Source organism: Rothia halotolerans (genome assembly GCF_004136635.1).
Taxonomy (GTDB): domain Bacteria; phylum Actinomycetota; class Actinomycetes; order Actinomycetales; family Micrococcaceae; genus Rothia; species Rothia halotolerans.
Genome location: NZ_NOIU01000004.1, coordinates 105,124 through 119,824, shown reverse-complemented (window position 1 = coordinate 119,824; position 14,701 = coordinate 105,124). Strand labels below are relative to the sequence as shown.

At 71.7% G+C, this 14,701-nt stretch carries 15 protein-coding genes; 6 read left to right on the top strand and 9 right to left on the bottom strand.

Annotation, left to right across the window (positions count from 1 at the left end; translation table 11 throughout):
• The first annotated feature begins 7 nt into the window (after positions 1–7).
• Positions 8–904 carry a formyltetrahydrofolate deformylase gene (purU, locus tag EWV39_RS11755; protein WP_129660423.1) on the top strand — a complete coding sequence of 299 codons (897 nt, stop codon included), beginning with the start codon at positions 8–10 and terminating at the stop codon, positions 902–904.
• Positions 905–982: 78 nt separating this feature from the next.
• Here the strand turns inward: purU and EWV39_RS11750 are convergent, their stop codons facing one another.
• The 4 genes from EWV39_RS11750 to map form a co-directional block, all read right to left on the bottom strand.
• The gene (locus EWV39_RS11750) at positions 983–1,582 is read right to left on the bottom strand and encodes a DJ-1/PfpI family protein (RefSeq protein WP_129660420.1); all 600 of its coding nucleotides are present in this window, start codon (positions 1,580–1,582) and stop codon (positions 983–985) included.
• Between the two features lie 114 nt (positions 1,583–1,696).
• Positions 1,697–2,308 (bottom strand): TetR/AcrR family transcriptional regulator, encoded by a 612-nt coding sequence (locus tag EWV39_RS11745; protein ID WP_129660417.1) that lies wholly within the window; start codon positions 2,306–2,308, stop codon positions 1,697–1,699.
• A 190-nt stretch (positions 2,309–2,498) separates the two neighbouring features.
• Positions 2,499–3,146 carry a histidine phosphatase family protein gene (locus EWV39_RS11740; RefSeq protein WP_337589946.1) on the bottom strand — a complete coding sequence of 216 codons (648 nt, stop codon included), beginning with the start codon at positions 3,144–3,146 and terminating at the stop codon, positions 2,499–2,501.
• 182 nt (positions 3,147–3,328) lie between these two features.
• Positions 3,329–4,111 carry a type I methionyl aminopeptidase gene (gene map / locus EWV39_RS11735; RefSeq protein ID WP_129660411.1) on the bottom strand — a complete coding sequence of 261 codons (783 nt, stop codon included), beginning with the start codon at positions 4,109–4,111 and terminating at the stop codon, positions 3,329–3,331.
• A gap of 64 nt (positions 4,112–4,175) precedes the next feature.
• Between map and EWV39_RS11730 the strand changes: the two genes are divergently transcribed.
• From EWV39_RS11730 to EWV39_RS11715, 4 genes are all read left to right on the top strand, one after another.
• The gene (locus EWV39_RS11730; RefSeq protein WP_129660408.1) at positions 4,176–4,472 is read left to right on the top strand and encodes a helix-turn-helix transcriptional regulator; all 297 of its coding nucleotides are present in this window, start codon (positions 4,176–4,178) and stop codon (positions 4,470–4,472) included.
• 199 nt (positions 4,473–4,671) lie between these two features.
• Positions 4,672–6,138: a sugar porter family MFS transporter gene (locus EWV39_RS11725; RefSeq protein WP_129660405.1), complete on the top strand. Its 1,467-nt coding sequence runs from the start codon at positions 4,672–4,674 to the stop codon at positions 6,136–6,138.
• A gap of 120 nt (positions 6,139–6,258) precedes the next feature.
• Entirely contained in the window at positions 6,259–7,122 is an 864-nt protein-coding gene (locus EWV39_RS11720) for a type II CAAX endopeptidase family protein (protein ID WP_238148322.1), read from the top strand.
• Positions 7,123–7,194: 72 nt separating this feature from the next.
• Complete coding sequence (locus EWV39_RS11715) at positions 7,195–8,571, top strand: NAD-dependent succinate-semialdehyde dehydrogenase (protein WP_129660402.1); 1,377 nt, start codon at positions 7,195–7,197, stop codon at positions 8,569–8,571.
• Positions 8,572–8,669: 98 nt separating this feature from the next.
• Here EWV39_RS11715 and EWV39_RS11710 read toward each other — a convergent pair whose 3' ends face one another.
• Genes EWV39_RS11710 through EWV39_RS11690 form a run of 5 tightly spaced genes read right to left on the bottom strand, consistent with a single transcriptional unit; the run spans position 8,670 to position 13,796 of the window.
• Entirely contained in the window at positions 8,670–9,521 is an 852-nt protein-coding gene (locus tag EWV39_RS11710; protein WP_129660399.1) for an ABC transporter permease, read from the bottom strand.
• A 55-nt stretch (positions 9,522–9,576) separates the two neighbouring features.
• A complete protein-coding gene (locus tag EWV39_RS11705; RefSeq protein WP_129660396.1) occupies positions 9,577–10,410 on the bottom strand; it encodes a 2-aminoethylphosphonate ABC transporter permease subunit in 834 nt (277 codons plus the stop codon).
• Positions 10,407–11,552: an ABC transporter ATP-binding protein gene (locus tag EWV39_RS11700; protein WP_129660393.1), complete on the bottom strand. Its 1,146-nt coding sequence runs from the start codon at positions 11,550–11,552 to the stop codon at positions 10,407–10,409. The genes EWV39_RS11705 and EWV39_RS11700 overlap by 4 nt, the downstream gene beginning before the upstream one ends.
• Positions 11,549–12,586: a 2-aminoethylphosphonate ABC transporter substrate-binding protein gene (locus EWV39_RS11695; RefSeq protein WP_129660389.1), complete on the bottom strand. Its 1,038-nt coding sequence runs from the start codon at positions 12,584–12,586 to the stop codon at positions 11,549–11,551. Before EWV39_RS11695 ends, EWV39_RS11700 begins: the two co-directional genes overlap by 4 nt.
• Before the next feature lie 49 nt (positions 12,587–12,635).
• Positions 12,636–13,796: a TIGR03364 family FAD-dependent oxidoreductase gene (locus tag EWV39_RS11690; protein ID WP_129660387.1), complete on the bottom strand. Its 1,161-nt coding sequence runs from the start codon at positions 13,794–13,796 to the stop codon at positions 12,636–12,638.
• Between the two features lie 152 nt (positions 13,797–13,948).
• On the opposite strand from EWV39_RS11690, the gene EWV39_RS11685 reads away from it, so the two are divergent.
• Entirely contained in the window at positions 13,949–14,677 is a 729-nt protein-coding gene (locus tag EWV39_RS11685; RefSeq protein ID WP_129660384.1) for a GntR family transcriptional regulator, read from the top strand.
• Positions 14,678–14,701 lie beyond the last annotated feature (24 nt).

The window sequence follows — 14,701 nt, the reverse complement described above, 5'->3', positions numbered from 1 at the left end:
CCCCATCATGACCCAGCCGACCACCGTGGAGGCCCCCGTGGAGACGACCCACCAGTACGTCCTGAACTTCGCCTGCGCCCAGCGCCCCGGCCTGCTCCACGCCCTGACCGGGCTGCTGGCGGAGTTCGAGGGGAACATCATCGAGCTCAAGCAGTTCGACGACCCCAGGAGCGACCGCTACTTCCTCCGGATGCACTTCTCCGTCTCGGGGGACTCCCCCGAGGCCGTGGAGGAGACCCTCCGCGAGCACCTCTCCGGCCTCAGCGAGGGCCTGGACGCCGAGTGGGCGCTGACCCCCCACGGGGCCCGCCGGCGGGTCCTGATCATGGTCTCGAAGTCGGACCACTGCCTCAACGACCTGCTGTACCGGTCCCGGGTGGGCTCGCTGCCCATCGAGATCGCCGCGGTGGTCTCCAACCACCCGGACCACCGGGAGCTGATCGAGTGGCACGGCATCCCGTACTACCACGTGCCCGTGGACAAGCAGGACAAGAGGGCCGCGGAGGGTCGGCTGCTCGAGCTCGTGGAGGAGTACGACGTCGAGCTGGTCATCCTGGCCCGCTACATGCAGATCCTCTCCGACGAGCTCGCCTCGGAGCTCTCCGGGCGGGCCATCAACATCCACCACTCTTTCCTCCCCTCCTTCAAGGGGGCCAAGCCCTACCACCAGGCCTTCGACCGCGGGGTCAAGACCATCGGCGCCACGGCCCACTACGTCAACGACGAGCTCGACGAGGGTCCGATCATCAGCCAGCAGGTCATGCAGGTCGACCACGCCTTCGGCCCGGAGGACCTCGCGGCGACGGGGCGGGACTCCGAGTGCAAGGCCCTCGCCGACGCGGTGAAGCTGCACTGCGAGTCGCGGGTCTTCGTGGATGGGATCCGCACGGTCATCCTGCGCTGAGCCGGCGGAGCTGACCAGGCTCGACGGGAACGGGCGGGGCACCCTGGGGTGTCCCGCCCGTTCCCGTGCCCTGGGCGCTCATCCCCAGACGGGCGGCGCGGGGTCGTACTGGATGGCCCGCTGGACCTCGAGGGCCCGCTCCGCCCCGGCCAGGCGGCCGACGAGGTACAGGGCCATGTCGATCCCCGCCGAGACCCCGGCGGAGGTGACGACGTCGCCGTCGTCCACCCAGCGCTCCCCGCTGCGGACGACGACGCTCGCATCCTGCGCGGCCAGCTCGCCGTAGGCGAGGTGGTGCGTGGTGGCGGGCCGCCCGCGGAGGATCCCCGCGGCCGCGTAGACCAGGGAGCCGGTGCACACGCTGGTCATCAGCGCGCCGGAGGCCGCGGCCCCGCGCACGTAGCCCAGGTGCTCTCGATCGGCGCACAGGGGGCGCGAGCCGCGGCCGCCGGGCTCCAGGAACAGGTCCGGGGCGGGATGCTCCGCGAGCACGCCGTCCGGCCGCATCCGCAGGCCCTTGGCCGCGGCGACCTCCTCCCCCGAGGAGGACGCGGTGAGGACGCGCCAGCCGTCCTCCGGGTGGCGCTGGGTCCAGTGGGCGAGGACGTCCCAGGGGCCCACGGCGTCGAGCTCCTCGACGCCGTGGAACAGGTGGATCACTGCGGTCCGGGTGGCCATGCGACGAGTATGCCACCCGGGAGGGCACGGCGGGAGGCCCGGCCGGCGTCCACGCCTGTCGGGATTGATGAGCCGCTGCCCCGCACCGGGGACCGAGGCCCGGCGTCGCCCGCCTCAGCAGAGGTGATCCGGCTCCCGGCGGTCGGCGAAGGCGCCCTCCCAGACGGTCTCGTGGATGATCCGCCGCAGCGACTCCTGCTCCTCCGCCGAGGGGGTCCGAGCGATCATCCTGGCGCCGGCCCAGACGGTCCCGACGATCGCCTCCGCCCGCAGGGTCAGCGAAGCCTCGTCCCCGGGCGGGGCGTGCCCCACCAGGATCGAGGCCAGCGGATCCACCAGCGAGCGGTGCAGCCCCTCCAGCTTGGCCCGGATCAGGTCGTCTCCGCGCATGTCCGAGGCGAAGATGATGGTGTGGATCTCCGGACGGTGCATCAGGAGCACCACGAACTCCTCCACGAGGCGCCGGATGGTGTGGGGCAGGTCCATCCGCCCGCGCAGCACCGGCCTGACCCTCGCCTGGAGCTCCTGGATGGAGTCCTCGACCACCGCGGCGTACAGCTCGTACTTGCCGTCGAAGTGCCGGTAGATCATCGGCTTGGACAGCGAGCAGGCGCGTGCCAGGTCGTCCATGGTCGCTTGGTGGTAGCCGTGCTGCGCGAAGTACCGCCGGGCCTGGTAGATGATCCGCGTCCGCTGCGAATCCTCCGGAACTCGTGTGGTGTCCAACGTTTCCGCTCCTCAGGTCATGGAGCGCGGCACGCACTCCCGAGACGTCTCGACCGATGGGAGCGCCCGGGCCTTCCGCGGAATGCCAGCGGCATATGCCCCCGATCACGTCGGGTTGCCCCCAGTGAATCGGAACGGAAAAGTACCGGCACGTACACCTATACGTATGTGATGCAGATCACCTTTAGGGTCAGTCCATCGATTCCCCGGTGGGATCCTCGGCCGCCACCGCGGCGAGCTCCTTGCCGCCGAGGGGGTCCGCGGACCAGCTGATCAGCCGCCACCCCGAGTCCGGATCGCCCTCCACGTCGAAGGACCCCGTGTTGGCCAGCGGGACGCGCTCCATCTCTCCGACGTCGACGCCGTGCACCCGCGCGGCCGTCCAGGTCCGCAGCGCCGCGCCGTGTGAGAAGAGCGCCACGCTCTCCAGGCCCAAGGCGGCCACCTGGGCCATCGCGGCGTCGAAGCGGTCCAGGAAGGCCCGCCCGTCCGACGCGCCAGGCAGGTGCCGCCGCAGGTCGCCGCCAGCCCAGGCGAAGGCCGTGCTGAGGTACTCCTGGTGCGCCATCGGGTCCGAGGACATCTCCAGGTCCCCGGCCTCGATCTCCCGCAGGCCCTCCAGGACCACCGGCTCGAGGCCGCGGTCCCGGGAGAGCGGCCGGGCCGTCAGGGAGGTGCGGATCAGCGTCGAGACCACGATGGCCCCGAACTCCCGGCGGGCGACGACGCCCGGGATCGCGGCGGCCTGCCGCTCGCCCAGCCGGGTCAGGCCGGGGCCGGGGCAGCCGGCGTCGAGCAGGCCCTGGACGTTGGATGGGGTCTGTCCGTGTCGGATCATCAGGACGCGCATGGAATCGGTGTCATCTCCCTCGAACGGCGTGGGTCCCCGGGGCGGACGATCCCCTCGGGGCGAACCCTCATCCTATCCGCGCGGGGGCCGGGTGAGGGCGACACCGTCCCCCCACCCCCGCCGCGAGCGCGGCAGGGTACGGCGGCGGGGCCGTTAGAGGATGCCCGCCCTCATATCCGCTGCGCGCGCGGCAGGGTGAGGACCTCGGCCCCCTCCTCGGTGATGGCGATCGTGTGCTCGCTGTGCGCGGCGCGGCAGCCCGTGGCGCTGCGCAGCGTCCAGCCGTCGGCGTCCGTGACGAGCTCGGCCGTGTCCGCCATGACCCACGGCTCCAGGGCCAGCAGGAGGCCGGGGCGCAGCCGGTACCCGCGGCCGGGCCTCCCCGCGTTCGGCACGTGCGGGTCCTGGTGCATCGTGGAGCCGATGCCATGGCCGCCGAACTCGGTGTTGACCGGGTACCCGGCCTCGCCGAGGACCTCGCCGATGGCGTGGGAGAGGTCGCCGATGCGGGCGCCGGGGACGGCGGCCTCGATCCCGGTGCGCAGGGCGCGCTCGGTGGCGGAGATCATCGCGGCGTCGCCCAGGCGGTCCGAGGCACCCACGGTGAAGCTGACGGCGGAGTCCGCCGCGATGCCGTCCAGGAGCACCGCGAGGTCGAGCGTCAGCAGGTCGCCGTCCGCCAGCGCGCAGTCGCGGGGGAGGCCGTGGAGGACGGCGTCGTTGACCGCCGTGCAGATGTAATGGCCGAAGGGACCTCGGCCGAAGGACGGCGCGTAGTCGACGTAGCAGGACTGCGCCCCGGCCTCGCGGATCATCTCCTCGGCCCAGCGGTCGATCTCCAGCAGGTTGGTGCCCGCCCGGCTGCGCTCCCGGACGGCCTGCAGGATGTCCGCGACCAGGGCGCCCGCCGCCCGGGCCCGCTCCAGCTCGCCGGCGTTCAGGATCTCGATCATGCAGCGTCCTCCACTTTTTCCAATAACTATACCGGCCATACTATACCGGCACTATCATGGGGTCATGGTCAGATTGCCGCTCACCCCCGCGGAGGTCGAGCGCGGACAGCTCCTCGGCGCCCTGCTGCGCCGCGCCCGGGGCGAGCGCTCGATGCTCGACGTCGCCCTCGCCGCGGACGTCTCTCCGGAGACCCTCCGGAAGATCGAGTCGGGCCGGGTGGCGACCCCCGCCTTCCCCACCGTCGCAGCGATCGCGCAGGTCCTCGGCCTCTCGCTCGACGACGTGTGGGACCGGATCAGCCGGGGCGCGGAGGGGGCCGCGCCGGGTGGGGCCGGCACGCCGGACCGCTTGGCCTCGTAGCCCCTCCTGCCTCCCCGGCCCGGCTCGCCGGAGGCCATGGAGCCACCTCTGCGCGTCGACGCTTTCGGGAGCCCTCCCACTTGGACCGGTCCAAGTTTTTTCCGACCGGTCTTGTAGCCTGCGTCACATAAATGTATGGTCATACGCACAAAGGCTGCCCTGGGTCCCCGTCGGGCCCACAGACAAAGGAGTCCTCCCCATGGCCGACCCGCATTCCACAGGCCCCGCCACCTCCGACCTCCCGCCCCTGGTCGCAGGCCCCTACCGCAAACGCCTCGGGCTGATCTCCGTGGTCGCCTGCTTCGGCGGACTGCTCTTTGGCTACGACACCGGCGTCATCAACGGCGCCCTGCGCCCCATGACCGAAGAGCTCGGCCTGACCCCCTTCACCGAAGGCGTGGTCACCAGCTCCCTGGTCTTCGCCGCCGCCTTCGGCGCCCTGTTCGGCGGTCGGGTCTCCGACGGCATCGGCCGGCGGTCCACGATCATCATCCTCGCGATCCTCTTCTTCGTCGGCACCCTCTTCGTGGTCTTCACCCCCGGCGTCGGCATCCTGGTCACCGGGCGCATCCTGCTCGGGCTGGCCGTGGGCGGGGCATCCACCGTGGTCCCGGTCTTCCTCGCCGAGCTCGCCCCGTACGAGATCCGCGGGTCCATCACCGGGCGCAACGAGGTCGCCATCGTCATCGGGCAGCTCTCCGCCTTCGTCATCAACGCCATCATCGGCAACGTCTTCGGCCACATCGACGGCGTCTGGCGCTTCATGTTCGCGATCTGCGCGATCCCCGCCATCTGCCTGTTCTTCGGGATGCTGCGCATGCCCGAGTCGCCCCGCTGGCTGGTGGAGAAGGGCCGGCGCGAGAAGGCCCTCGAGGTGCTCAAGACCGTCCGCCCCGAGGAGCGGGCGATCGCCGAGCTCGGCGAGGTGGAGCAGGTCGCCGAGGAGGAGGAAGAGGAGCAGAAGGTCGGCCTGGGCGCCATCCTGACCAACAAGTGGCTGCTGCGCGTGCTGCTGGTGGGCATCGGCGTGGCCATGGCCCAGCAGCTGACGGGCATCAACTCCATCATGTACTACGGCCAGGTCGTGCTCATCGAGTCCGGCTTCGAGGCCAACGCCGCCCTGATCGCCAACATCGCCCCGGGCATCGTCGCGGTGCTCGGCGGGTTCATCGCCCTGTACATGATGGACCGGGTGGACCGCCGCAAGACCTTCACCATCGGCCTGTCCCTGACCACCACGTGCCACCTGCTGATCGGCGCGGCCTCGATCCTGCTGCCGGTGGGCAACGCCGCCCGGCCCTTCGTGCTGCTGTTCCTGATCGTCGCGTTCGTGATGTCCATGCAGACCTTCCTCAACGTCGCCGTGTGGGTCTGGCTGGCCGAGATCTTCCCGCTGCACATGCGCGGGGTGGGCATCGGCGTCTCGGTGTTCTTCGGCTGGACCACCAACGCCCTGCTGGCCCTGTACTTCCCCTCGATCATCGCGGGCATCGGCATCACGGGGGCGTTCTTCCTCTTCGCCGGGGTCGGGGTCCTGGCCCTGGTCTTCGTGATCACCCAGGTCCCGGAGACCCGCGGCGTCTCCCTCGAGACCCTCGAGGAGGACGTCAGCACCGGCGCGATCTACGCGGTGAAGAAGCGCAAGGCGCGGCGCTTCCTGCGCTGACCCCTCCCGGGTCGGCGCGATCCGTCCCAGACGACGCCCTCTCCGGACGACGCCGCCGCGGCCCCGCGCCGCGGCGGCGTCGTCCGTTCCCAGGGCCGGGCCCGCCCCTAGGATGGGAGCATGCCGGCCTCCCAGCACCCCGCGGACCGGGAGGGCGCACGCCCTCAGCCGCCGGTCTTCGGCTTTCCCGAGCGCCAGCGGACGGCCGGGCCGGGGACGCTCGCCGCCGCGTTGGTGGCGGCCGGGGCCGTCCTCGTCTTCGGGGTCCAGAGCTCGTGGGGGTACGCGGGGCTCGCGGGCGGCGTCGTGCTCGGGCTCCTCGTCTCGGCGCCGCTGGGACGGGACCTCGGGCTGATCGCGCTGGGGCTCGGCATCGTCAGCTCCGTCTCGATGGAGGCGGACATCTCCTGGCCCCACTTCTTCCTCATGGGCGCAGCACTCGTCGCGGCGGTGACGGTGCCCTACGCGGTGCACCGCCTGGTGCTGCGCGACCGCGCGGTCCGCTTCCCCCGGCGGCGGGGACGGCCGTGGAGCCGCCTGGAGTGGGGCTGGCTCGCCTTCGTCCTGGTGGCCGCCTACCTCATCCTGCCGTTCTACTTCATCCGCTCCGGGACCTACCTGAACTGGCCGGCGGTGGAGAGCCCGAGCGAGATCGGGCGGCTGCTCGTGGGGGTCAACGCCGTGGGCATCTGGGACGAGCTGTTCTTCATCTGCACGGTGTTCACGCTGCTCGCCCGGCACTTCGCGTTCTGGACGGCCAACGTGCTGACCTCGGTGATCTTCGTGAGCTTCCTGTGGGAGCTCGGATACCAGTCCTGGGGGCCCTTCCTCACCATCCCCTTCGCCCTGGTCCAGGCCGTCATCTTCACCAGGACGAAGTCGCTGCCCTACACCGTCACGGCGCATCTGCTCTTCGATCTGATCGTCTTCCTGGCGATCGTGCACGCGCACCATCCGGGGTGGCTGCCGGTCTTCGTGTACTGAGCGGGCGTCGAGCCTGTCCGCCGGTACCGAAACCCCTGGACGGCGCCCCGCTCCCGGCGTTTGAGTAGGACCATGAGTACTTTCGCTGTGACCAATCCGAACACCGGCCAGGTCGAGGAGACCTTCGACTCCCTCACCGCGGAGGAGATCCCCGGCGTCATCGAGCGCGCCGACCAGGCCTTCAGGCAGTGGCGGGACACCCCCATGCAGAAGCGCTCGGAGATCCTGAGCAAGGCGGCGGAGATCTTCGACTCCCGCGCCGAGGAGCTGGCCGACATCATCGGCCACGAGATGGGCAAGCCCAAGCAGCAGGGCGTCAACGAGGCGAAGAAGGTCGCCATGACCGCCCGCTGGTTCGCCGAGAACGCCCCCGGCTTCCTGGAGACCACCGAGCTGCCCGAGGCGCAGGGCGCCGACAGCACCTACGTCAAGCACGAGCCCCTCGGCGTCCTGCTGGGGATCATGCCGTGGAACTTCCCGTACAACCAGGTCGCCCGCTTCGTGCTGCCCAACCTCATGGTCGGCAACGCCGTGATGATGAAGCAGGCGGCGATCTGCCCCAAGTCCTCCCAGACCTTCCAGGAGATCCTCGAGGAGGCGGGCCTGCCGAAGGGCACGTACACCAACGTCTACCTCAACAGCAGCGACGCCGAGGAGGTCCTCAAGGACTTCCGCGTCAAGGGCGTCTCCCTGACCGGGTCCGAGGGCGCGGGCGCCTCCGTGGCGGGGATCGCCGCCAAGTACCTGAAGAAGTCGGTCCTGGAGCTGGGCGGCAACGACCCCGCCGTCGTCCTGGACACCGACGACGTCGAGGCGCTGGCCCAGAAGCTGGTCACCCTGCGGACCGCCAACGCCGGGCAGGTGTGCACCTCCCCGAAGCGGTTCATCGTCCTCGAGGACGTCTACGACGACTTCGTGGCGGCCGCCAAGAGGGCCGTGGAGAACGTGACCGTGGGCGAGTACGACGGCGAGGACACCGACATGGGCCCGCTCTCCTCGGAGGGCGCCCGCGATGAGGTCGTCGAGCGCATCCAGCAGGCGGCGAAGGACGGCGCGACGCTGCACTTCGGCGGCGAGAAGCTGGACCGCCCGGGCTGGTTCATGTCCCCGGCCCTGCTGACCGACATCGACGAGGACAGCGACCTCGGCTGCAACGAGCTCTTCGGCCCGGCCGTGATGGTCTTCAAGGCCGAGGACGAGGACGACGCCGTGCGGCTGGCCAACAACACCCAGTACGGCCTGATGGCCTCGGTCTGGACCACCGACGCCGAGCGCGGCCGCCGGGTCGCGGACCGCATCGAGGCCGGCATGACCTTCGTCAACACCCACATGGACTCCAGCCCCGAGTTCCCCTTCGGCGGCATCAACAACTCCGGCTACGGCCGCGAGAACGCCCAGTGGGCGCTGAAGGAGTTCACCAACGAGAAGCTGTACCGCGTCAACGGCTAGGGACCGCTGACCGCCGACGCGCCGAGGCCCTCCCCGCATCCGTGCGGGGAGGGCCTCGGCTCTTTTCGCCTCGGGCTCCGGTCCGGGCGGCCGGGCGCTCAGGCGGCCAGGCCCACGCCCTCCTTCCCGGCACGACGCCGTCCGCCCCCTCGGCGCGCCGGCCCGCGCCCGGTCCTCACGAGGGCGAGCAGGGCGAGGATCACGAGCGTGATCAGCAGGAGCAGGAGCGTCATGGCCGCGGCCAGGAAGACCTCCCCGCGGTCCAGCGCCGTGAAGATGCTGACCGGGACGGTCCTCCAAGAGGCCGGGTAGACCATCATGGTGGCCCCCAGCTCGCCCATGCAGAGCGCCAGCGAGAGGCCCGCCGCGGCGCCGATCGAGGGGAGCAGCTGCGGGAGGGTGACGGTGAGGAGGATCCGCGCGGGAGAGGCGCCGAGCGAGGAGGCCACCAGGGCCTGCTGGCGGTCCAGGCCCTCGAGCGCCGCGTGGACGTTGGAGTAGGTGAAGGCCAGCACCATGACCGTCTGGACCGCGACCACGATGGCCGGGGTGCCGTTGAGCAGCAGCGGCGGGGTGGAGAAGGCGATCAGCACCCCGAGGCCGATCACCACGGAGGGGATCGCGGAGGGCAGGTGGAACAGGGCGGACATCGGCTGCCGCAGCCAGGCCGGCGCGCTCCGCCCCGCGAGGGCCGCCCAGGTGCCCAGCAGCACCGCCAGCGCCGAGGAGATCACCGCGGTCTGGACGGAGACCGAGAAGCTGGCCAGGCTGTCCGCGGAGAGGGCCTCGCCCAGGTGCTCCCCGGTGACGCCCGAGGGCAGGAAGCTCGTCCACTGCCGGGCGAGCGCGAGCATGAGCGTGATGAGGACGGGCGAGGCCATGAGCCCCAGCACCAGCAGTCCGAAGACCGCCCAGATCGCACCGCGGGCGGCGGCGTTCCTGATCAGCATGGTGGCATCCTTTCGTGGAGCGGAGGGGCGGGGGGCCGCGGGGCGCGCGCCGCCCTCATCGTCCGGAGCGGCGGACGAAGAGCCGGGAGTAGGCGAAGTAGACCAGCAGGGAGACGGCCGCCTGGAGGCACGCGATGACCGAGGCCCCCGGCAGGTCGAAGGTCACGATGGCCCGGGTGTAGACCATCAGGGGCAGCGTCACCACGTCCTGGGCCCCGGTGAACAGGATGATGCCGAACTCGTTCAGCGCGAGCATGAACACCAGGACCCCGGCCCCCGCGATGGCCGGATAGGCCCCCGGCAGGATCACCTGGCCGACGATGCGCCCGGGATGGGCCCCCAGCGAGGACGCCGCGTTGATCTGGTCCGGGGGAAGCCGCTGGAACGCCGCCAGCACCGGCCGGACGATGAACGGGGTGAAGTACGCGACCTCCGCGAGGACGACGCCGTGGACGCTCCCCATGAACTGCAGCGGCCCCTCCGCGGCGCCGGTGGTCCCGGTGATCGCGGTGTTGACGATGCCCACGGGTCCGAAGAGGGTCCCGAAGGCCAGCGGGATGAGGAACGAGGGGAACGAGATCACGGCCTCGACGAGCCGGGTGACGGCCCCCGCGCCGGGGAAGGGGACGTAGGCCAGGACCAGGGCGAGGAAGACGCCCAGCACCAGGCAGCCCAGGGTGGTCATCGCGGCCACCTGCAGGGTGGTCAGCAGGGCCCGGTGCACGGCCGGGTCGCCGAGCACCGTGGGCCAGGCCTGCCCCGGGGCTCCCGAGCCCACGGCGTCGAAGGACGTCGCGACCACCTGGAGCATCGGGTAGACCAGGAGGATCAGGAGCGCCGCCAGGGGCGGCGCCGCCCAGCCGACGCGGCGGAGGGTGGGGGCTCTCATGCGCCGTCGCTCCTCTCCGCCGGGAGCACCATGACGTCCCGCGGCGCGACGGTCACGGACAGGGTCCCGCCCACCGCTGGGGCCCGGCCACGGGCCGGCATCTCCACGTGGAGGGTCTGGCCGGTGGACTCCGCGGTGGCCTGCACCCGGTAGGACGAGCCCTTCCACTGCACGCCGTCGACCTCCGCCGCGAAGACCGGGTTGGGGGCGGGGACGGCGTCGTCCGCCAACTGCCAGGACCACGGGCGCACCGCCAGGCTGATCCCGTGGTCCCGGGGCAGGTCCTCCCGAGTGAGCACGGAGATCTCGTGGCCGCCGTAGGCCGCGCGGACCGTCTCCCCCGCCCCGGCCGCCGTCAGGGTGCGCGCCGGCAGGATGTCCGCCCCGCCCAGGAAGGTCGCGGCGAACTCGGTGGAGGGCCGCTCGAACATCTCCTCGGTGCGGCCCAGCGACTCCAGCCGGGAGTCGCGCATGAGGGCGATGCGGTCCGCGAGCGCCAGCGCCTCGCCCTGGTCGTGGGTCACGTAGACCATGGCCAGGTCGGGGAGGCGCCGACGCAGCTGCTGGAGCTCGTGGAGCATGCTCTGGCGCAGCGCGGCGTCCAGGGCGGAGAGGGGCTCGTCCAGCAGGAGGACGCGGGGGCGGATCGCCAGCGCGCGGGCGATGGCTACGCGCTGCTGCTGGCCGCCGGAGAGCTCGCGGGGCAGCCGGTCCGCGTAGTCGAACATGCCCACCATCCGCAGGGCCTCGTCCACGCGCTCGCGCGTCCGGGCCGGAGGGACGCGCCGGGCCCGCAGCCCGAATCCCACGTTCTTCCGCACGTTCATGTGCGGGAACAGCGCGTAGGACTGGACGACGATGCCGATCCCCCGCTGGGCCGGGGAGAGCCCGGTGACGTCCCGGCCGCCCAGCAGGACGGCGCCGCGGCTCGGGGCCTCGAAGCCCGCCAGGGCCTTCAGCGCCGTGGACTTGCCGGAGCCGGAGGGCCCGAGCAGGGCCACGGTCTCGCCGTGGTGGATCTCCAGGGAGCAGTCCCTGAGGGCGTCGGTGGCGCCGTAGGAGACGGTGACCTCCCGCAGGGCCGCGGCGGCGGGACGCCGATCGGTCCGGTGGGAGACGGCGTCGGGGGCGGTGATGCTCATTGCTGGGTTGCCTCTCGGTAGTCGCGCAGGTCGGAGTCGAGGTGGGTGAGGACGTCGTTCCAGTCGGGGGACCAGATCTCCGCGCCGTCGAGGGCCGCGGCGATCCGTTCGGCGTCGGGCCCCTCGTGGACGACGTCCCGGCGGGCGGACTCGCCCCGGGCGGCGGACGGGAGGCTCTGCTGGACCTCGGCGGAGACGAGGAACTCCATGAGGCGCCGGGCGCCGTCCGCGTGCGGTGCGTTCTTGGCCAGTCCCATGGCGTAGGGCAGGGCGACGGTCGTCCTCCCGCCCGCGTGGGCAGGGATGAAGGTCTCGTAGTCCATGCGCTCCGCCTCGATGGCGTTCAGGGCCATCTGGACGTCGCTGTTGGCCACCAGGAGCTCCCCCGTGGAGACCTTGGGGCCCAGGCGGCCGGTCGAGGAGGAGGGGCCCACGTTGTTGGCCTGCAGCCTGCCCAGGTACTCGTGGGCCTCCTCCCGCCCCAGCACCTGCTGGAGGAGCAGGAGCATGGCCGTGCCGTCGCCGGACTGCCCGGGCGTGGAGTACTGGATCTTCTTCCGGAGATCCTCGCGGAGCAGGTCCTCCCAGGTCTCCGGCGCGGCGCCCTGGGGCGAGCGGATCATCGTGAAGTAGTTGCGGACCACGGAGAAGAAGAGGCCTTCGGCGTCCCTGTCCTCCGGGTCGAGGATCGAGACGTCGATCCCGTGCGGGGCGAGGAGGTCGTCCTGGGCCGCCTTCTGGATGAAGGGCGGGAGCGTCACGATGAGGTCCACCTGGGGGTTGGAGATCTCCTTGGCGGCGCGCGCGATGACCTCGCCGGAGCCGCCCTCGACGATCGAGACGGCCACGCCGGTGCGCTCTCGGAAGGCCTCGAACTGCCGCTCGAACCAGTCGCCCAGGCCGTCGGCGGAGTAGACGACGACGCCGTCCTCGCCGGAGGGCCCGGTGCCGCCGCAGCCGGCCAGGGCCGCGCCGAGGGTGAGTGTGCCGGCCGCGGTGAGGAAGCCGCGCCGGGAGAGGGGGTGATGCCCCATGATCTGCCTTTCGGGAGGTGTGATGGTCGGGATCGGCGGCCGGTGCGGATCAGCGGAAGGCCCGGCGGCCCAGTCCCAGGCCGATCGTCATGCCGACGCCGGAGGTCACCGTGCAGGCCTCGGCCCGGTCCGAGATCCGGGCCCGGAGATACCTGCCCTGCGTCCCGGCGGCGTAGACGCCCTGCCAGCGCTGGACGGGGCGGAGCGCCGAGCGCCCCAGCCCGAGGGCGTCGGCCGCCGCGCACAGGAGCGTCTCGCTGGTGGCCTCCCGGAGGAAGGGCTCCTGGCTGGGAGCGAGCTCGTGGGAGTCCCCGATGAGCAGGGTCCCGTCGGGGCGCTGGGTGAGCATGAGGTTCGCGTCGATCTCGAGCAGCTCCGGCACGCGGCGGGCGAGCTCGGCTCGCAGGTCCCGGGCGGCGTCGGTCTCGGAGAAGGCGTCGTAGCGCAGCATCGAGGTGCCGGTCAGGACGGCGGGCTCCACCCGGATGCCGGGGTCCTCGGCGAGGACCATCTGCAGGGCGCAGCGCTGGATCCCCGCCGAGCGCGCGGCCTCGGGCTCGAGGTGGTCGAGGTCGTGCCCGACGCACAGGACGACCCGCTGGGCGCGGATCCGTCCCCGCGAGGTCTGGACCAGGCCGTCCTCCTCGGTCAGGAAGGAGGTGTTCCAGAGGATCTCGACGCCGTCCTGCTCCGCGAGCCAGGCGGCCAGCGCCGGCACCGCCTCGCGAGGATCCACGCGGAGGTCCTCGCGCAGCCAGGCTCCGGCGATCAGGCCCTCGGGACCCGGCGCGCCGAGTCGCTCGCGCGCCTGCGCCCCGGTGAGCATCCGCACCTGCCCGTCCCGCCGCCCGGAGAGCTCCTCGAGCACCGCGGCCTCCCGCTCGGTCTGCGCCAGGGCCAGGCCCCCGGTCTCCGCCGCGAAGAAGCCCGCCCGGGAGGCGGCCCGCAACCACGCCTCGCGGGCGCTCTGCGCGAGCTCCGCGCACTCCCCCGCCTGACCGGTCACGCAGGCGTGGCCGAAGTTGCGCACCGACGCCCCCACCACGCGGTGCTCCCGCTCGATGACCACGACCCTGAGGCCGGCCTCGTGCGCGGCCAGGGCGTGCCCGAGGCCCACGATCCCCGCGCCGACGACGAGGACGTCGGCCTCGGACAGGAGGGCTCTGCGGCTCCGGCGGTCTTCTCGATGGGCGCTGCTCGATGTCGTCATGGTCTCAGCGTGCGGCTCGCATGCCAGCACGGGCAAGATGAAACAGAACTTGTTTGAACAGTTGTTCCCAGAGTTCACCTTGAGATCTCAGCGTTCTCCTGCTGTTCACCCGAATCACCTGGGCGCATTCCGGAAACTTGTACAATCAGGATATGACCACGACGCGGCCCCACCTCTCCCGAGAGCTCGAGGAGGCCTTCCGGTCTCTCATCCACGGCGGGGAGTGGCCCAAGGGGCAGAAGATCCCGAGCGAATCCGCCCTCCAGCGGTCCTACGGCGCCTCGCGCGGCACCGTCCGCAAGGCGCTGGACGCCCTGCGCGCAGACGGCCTGATCTACGGCTCCCAGGGGAGGACTCCCGTGGTCCGGCACAACTCCTCGGAGCAGTCCGCGCACCTGCTGGGCAGCTTCACCGCCTGGGCCCGCTCGGCGGGCAGGACGCCCGGCCAGCGGACGCTGGAGGTCACCAAGCGTGCCGCCGGGGACGACGTCGGCGGCGCGCTCCAGGTCCCGGCGGGGGAGCTCGTGGTCTTCGTCCGGCGCCTGCGCCTGCTGGACGGCGAACCGGCGATGCTGGAGGATTCCGCGTTCGCCATGGCGGCGGGGCGCCATCTGCTGAACTTCGACACCGACTCCGGATCCATCTACGCCCGCCTCGCGGCGTGCGGAGCCGGCGTCTACACGGCCCGCCACACCCTCGAGGCCGTCCCCGCGGACGCCGCGCAGGCCGAGGTCCTCGACTGCCGGCCCGGAGCACCCCTGCTGCGCGATCGGCGCATCGGGACGGACTGTGAGGGGCGCATCGTCGAGTACAGCATGGACAGCTACCTCTCCGACCGCGTGAGCCTCACCCTCGACAACCAGATCCATCCCGCCCCCTGAGACCCCATCCCTCTCCGAAAGGCC